Here is a 3,029-nt window from a genome sequence, read left to right as displayed (position 1 = left end):
GCACCGAAGCGCTGGAGCTTCAAGCGCGCCCTGGCGGCGCTGGAGACGGAGCCGGTGCCGGCCTTGCCGGTGCGCGGCCGCGACGTGGTCGCGCTCGGCCTGTCCGGCCCCGCGGTCGGCAAGGCGCTGGCCGAGGTCGAGCGCTGGTGGATCGGCGAAGGGCTGCGTCCCGGCCGGGAGGAGAGCCTGGGCCGGCTGCGGGAATTGGCGGGGGTTTAGGGCGCGAGACCTGTCCAAGCGGGGCATCGGCCGGCCGCGGTTCACGTTCCGGTGTCGGAACCCGGCAGCCGCGAGCGAACATAGTCACGGAACTCGATGAGCCCCGGACGTGGCCAAGGCCCTCCGGCAAGCCGCCGCTCCTCCCGGTCGTGCGGCCAATCCGGTGCCCGATAGGCGGCGAGAGCCTGGGCGACGATCTCGGTCAGCGCGGCCGGCAGATGGGACAAGGCCCAGATCCCGGCCTCTTCCTTCCCCGGGACGATCCGATCCTCCGCCTCCTCGATCATCATCCACCGACAGAGATTGAGGATGCCGTAGAAGGGCGACGTCAGGATGTTCTCGTCTTCGAGAATCCAGTCGATGTCGCTGCGGACCGATGCCAGATAGTCGGTCCACGGCAGATCGCCGATGAGGTCGGCCGGCTCCGGGCCGTGGAGGCTGATACCGTGATGCCTGGCGACCGTCAGATGGGCGATGAGATCTTCGTCCGTCGGCGGATCTTCGCCCTGCCATGGCCGCCATCCCGCCGTTGTTTCGCTGAAATGCACCAGATACGGCAACGGGTGTCTCGGCGACCGCGCATCGCTCGTCCGTATCACGCTGGCTTCGAGGCCGCCGACATAGGGCCTGCGAGCGTGATGGCGCTCGAACAGACGATACAGCATCTCGGCCCGGCCGGGGGACAGGTCCCGGACCAGCACGAGGAGATCGACATCGCTTTTGGGAGCATGGAAGGACCCCATGGCGAGCGACCCGTGCAGAATGACGGCCGACAGGCTGTCGCCGACCTCGTCCCGGAGATCGGCGACCACCGCCTCGACATAGGTGCGCAGCTCCCGGTCGGCGGTCTCCAGACTGACCCCAGACATGATCTGCAAGCCTGCTCCCTGCCTGGTGGCCATCAGCTGTCCCGCTTCGGGTTCGTCACCGCTACGGCCCTACGCGGCCGCCGCCTCCGCCGCCAGCTCGGCCCACAGCGCCTCGGGGATGTCCTGCCGCAGCAGGTCCAGGTTGCGGTCGACCTCCCCGGCCGACTGGTGGCCGACGACGACGCTGATGACGGCGGGATGGCGCAGCGGGAATTGCAGCGCCGCCGCCGGCAGCTTCACGTCGTGGCGGCGGCACACCGCCTCGATCCGGCGGGTCTGCTCCATCACCTCCGGCGTCGCCGGCTTGTAGTGGTAGCGCGCGCCCTCGACCGCGCCGGTGGCCAGGATGCCGGTGTTGAACGGCGCCGCCACCAGCACCGAGATGCCGCGCGTCACGCAATCGTCCAGGAACGGCGTCGAATCCTGCCGCAGCAGGGTATAGCCGCCGGCCAGCATCATGCAGTCGAACTCCCCGGCCTCGGCGAAGCGCTGGCACACCTGCCAGCTGCCGACCCCGACGCCGATGGCGCCGACCACGCCCTGACGGCGCAGCTCGGCCAGCGCCGGATAGGCGCCGTCCATCGCTTCGGCAAATCGAGCCTCGTAGGCATCGCCGTGCAGGTCGGGCGTGACGTCGTGGATGAAGACGATGTCCAGCCGGTCGCGCTTCAGCCGTTTCAGGCTGCGCTCGACCGAGAACAGCAGGCCGTCACGGGTGTAGTCGAAGCGGTTCTGCCCGTCTTCGGTGGTGCGGCCGGCCTTGGTGGACAGCACGTGCTCGTCGCGCGGCCGGTCCGCCAGCGCGGTGCCGAAGCGCGTCTCGCTGACCCCGCCGGCATAGAGGGCGGCGGTGTCGAAATGGCGCAGGCCGCGATCCCAGCAATGGTCGACCAGCGCGGCCACGGCGGCGTCGCCGATCGAGCTGAACAGGCTGCCGCCGCCGATGCCCAGGCGGGACACGTGCAACGGGGTGCGGCCGACCGCGCGGCGCTCAATCGGATCGGGCATGATCGCTCCTCGGGCAGGGCCGCGCATCCCGGACGAATCGCCGTCCGGCGGGCCGATGCCCCGATCCTGGACCGATCCGGCTGTGCCCGCCAAGAGGCGATGGACTCGTCGGGGGCCGAAGCCGCGGCGGTCACGCGCGGATGCCGCCCGGGCGGCCGGTTTCGACCCCATTTCTCATCCGAGGGTCCAATAGAGATTCCGCCCCGGTTGGCCGACACTTCCGCCGGAACGACCATCCGGGTCAACGAACGTCAAAAGGGAGAAACGCGATGAGCGAGTCCATACACCCGGTCGTCGACGGCGGCGTGCGCCAGGGGTCCGGCAGCTTCCAGGGGGGCACGCTGACCTGTCTGTGCACCGACCGTCCCGTCAAGGTGCGCATCGAGGGCGATGTCGCCCATAACCATGCCTGCGGCTGCACCAAGTGCTGGAAGCCGAAGGGCGTCAATTTCTCGGTCGTCGCCGTGGTGCCGTCCGACAAGGTGACGGTGCTGGAGAACGGCGACAAGCTGGCGGTGGTCGACCCCAGCGCCCTGATCCAGCGTCACGCCTGCAAGCAGTGCGGCGTGCACCTGTACGGGCCGGTCGAGCGAGACCATCCGTTCAAGGGCCTGTCCTTCATCCATCCGGAGCGGTTCGACAACAGCGGCTATGCCGCGCCGACCTTCGCCGCCTTCGTCTCCTCGATCATCGAATCTGGCGTCGACCCGAGCCGCATGGACGGCGTGCGCGCCCGGCTGAAGGAGCTGGGGCTGCCGCCCTATGACTGCCTGTCCCCGGGGCTGATGGATTACGTCGCGACCTGGACCGCCAAGCGCTCCGGCGCTCTCCCGGCCTAATCCGGACTCCGGCCGGATCGGATCGCCCCGGCCCGAATGAGGCACCGGGTTGTTGCCTCTCCCGCTTGCGGGAGAGGTCGGAGGCGCGAAGCGA

Annotated in this window: 3 protein-coding genes and 1 pseudogene; 2 read left to right on the top strand and 2 right to left on the bottom strand. The window is 69.5% G+C overall.

The genetic code is table 11. The features are described 5' to 3' along the window. Nucleotides 1-219, top strand: a pseudogene (locus P409_RS39465) (CCA tRNA nucleotidyltransferase); the annotation flags it as partial. Between the two features lie 41 nt (nt 220-260). Here the strand turns inward: P409_RS39465 and P409_RS30490 are convergent. Together P409_RS30490 and P409_RS30485 are read right to left on the bottom strand one after the other, a co-directional pair. Continuing rightward, nucleotides 261-1,121 carry an aminoglycoside adenylyltransferase domain-containing protein gene (locus P409_RS30490; RefSeq protein WP_081991943.1) on the bottom strand — a complete coding sequence of 287 codons (861 nt, stop codon included), beginning with the start codon at nt 1,119-1,121 and terminating at the stop codon, nt 261-263. A gap of 36 nt (nt 1,122-1,157) precedes the next feature. Further along, nucleotides 1,158-2,096, bottom strand: coding sequence for an aldo/keto reductase (locus P409_RS30485; RefSeq protein ID WP_034847295.1), 939 nt, complete (start codon nt 2,094-2,096; stop codon nt 1,158-1,160). Between the two features lie 269 nt (nt 2,097-2,365). On the opposite strand from P409_RS30485, the gene gfa reads away from it, so the two are divergent. Further along, a complete protein-coding gene (gene gfa, locus P409_RS30480) occupies nt 2,366-2,935 on the top strand; it encodes an S-(hydroxymethyl)glutathione synthase (RefSeq protein WP_034847292.1) in 570 nt (189 codons plus the stop codon). Nucleotides 2,936-3,029: the final 94 nt, after the last annotated feature.

The sequence above is a fragment of the Inquilinus limosus MP06 genome, from assembly GCF_000767795.1.
In the GTDB taxonomy this organism is placed as follows: Bacteria; Pseudomonadota; Alphaproteobacteria; order DSM-16000; family Inquilinaceae; genus Inquilinus; species Inquilinus limosus_E.
Note: the sequence above shows the minus strand (reverse complement) of the source record. Positions and strands in the feature narration are given on the sequence as shown.

Bases quoted from the DNA above. Each gene is read 5' to 3' on its own strand.
- P409_RS30490 (WP_081991943.1), bottom strand. From the start codon at position 1,121: ATGGCCACCAGGCAGGGAGCAGGCTTGCAGATCATGTCTGGGGTCAGT.
- gfa (WP_034847292.1), top strand. From the start codon at position 2,366: ATGAGCGAGTCCATACACCCGGTCGTCGACGGCGGCGTGCGCCAGGGG.
- P409_RS30485 (WP_034847295.1), bottom strand. From the start codon at position 2,096: ATGCCCGATCCGATTGAGCGCCGCGCGGTCGGCCGCACCCCGTTGCAC.